The 271-nt window shown below is 52.0% G+C and carries 1 pseudogene; it reads right to left on the bottom strand.

The features are described 5' to 3' along the window. Positions 1-128 precede the first annotated feature (128 nt). Positions 129-271, bottom strand: a pseudogene (locus LZP73_RS21215) (transposase); the annotation flags it as partial.

Raw genomic sequence — 271 nt, 5'->3', positions numbered from 1 at the left:
GCGTGTCTTCAACACTTATTTGAGTTCTTCGAGGGCGCGGCATGACAAGACTCCAGCATCGACAATTTATCTCAGTTTAGAAGAGACCGCTGAATCTCACCATTTACTGTGGGTGGCCCTAATTGCTCTGCCCTAATTGCTCTAGCAAAAACAGCTTCAAGTTCAAAGAGCAGTGACTCTACCCAGCCCCGGCGATGGTCATAGTTCTTCCCCGAATAGGCATCATCACCGCACAGGAAGGCGCGCCGCACCACCCGGCTACAGCAGTGGT

The sequence above is a fragment of the Shewanella sp. AS16 genome (assembly GCF_021412365.1).
Taxonomy (GTDB): Bacteria; Pseudomonadota; Gammaproteobacteria; order Enterobacterales; family Shewanellaceae; genus Shewanella; species Shewanella salipaludis.
Note: the sequence above shows the minus strand (reverse complement) of the source record. Positions and strands in the feature narration are given on the sequence as shown.